Origin of the sequence: Pseudomonas sp. HMSC066A08, assembly GCF_001813025.1 — a bacterium.
Classification (GTDB): domain Bacteria; phylum Pseudomonadota; class Gammaproteobacteria; order Pseudomonadales; family Pseudomonadaceae; genus Pseudomonas; species Pseudomonas aeruginosa.
In genome coordinates this window covers 1-287 of sequence record NZ_KV811276.1, presented here as the reverse complement: position 1 = coordinate 287, position 287 = coordinate 1, and the positions used below count along the sequence as shown (strand labels likewise).

The 287-nt window shown below is 65.2% G+C and carries 1 protein-coding gene; it reads left to right on the top strand.

Going from position 1 to position 287, the window contains the following annotated elements; all coding sequences use genetic code 11:
• Window positions 1-287: cbb3-type cytochrome c oxidase subunit I (locus HMPREF2886_RS05460; RefSeq protein WP_047938529.1), on the top strand; the 287-nt coding region annotated here is incomplete at both ends.

Sequence of the window (287 nt, the reverse complement as noted above, 5' to 3'; positions counted from 1 at the left end):
TACATCTGGGCCGGCCCGCACCACCTGCACTACACCGCGCTGCCGGACTGGGCGCAGTCGCTGGGCATGGTGATGTCGCTGATCCTCCTGGCACCGAGCTGGGGCGGCATGATCAACGGCATGATGACCCTCTCCGGGGCCTGGCATAAGCTGCGCGACGACCCGATCCTGCGCTTCCTGGTGGTGTCCCTGGCCTTCTACGGCATGTCCACCTTCGAAGGCCCGATGATGGCGATCAAGACCGTCAACGCCCTCTCCCACTACACCGACTGGACCATCGGCCACGT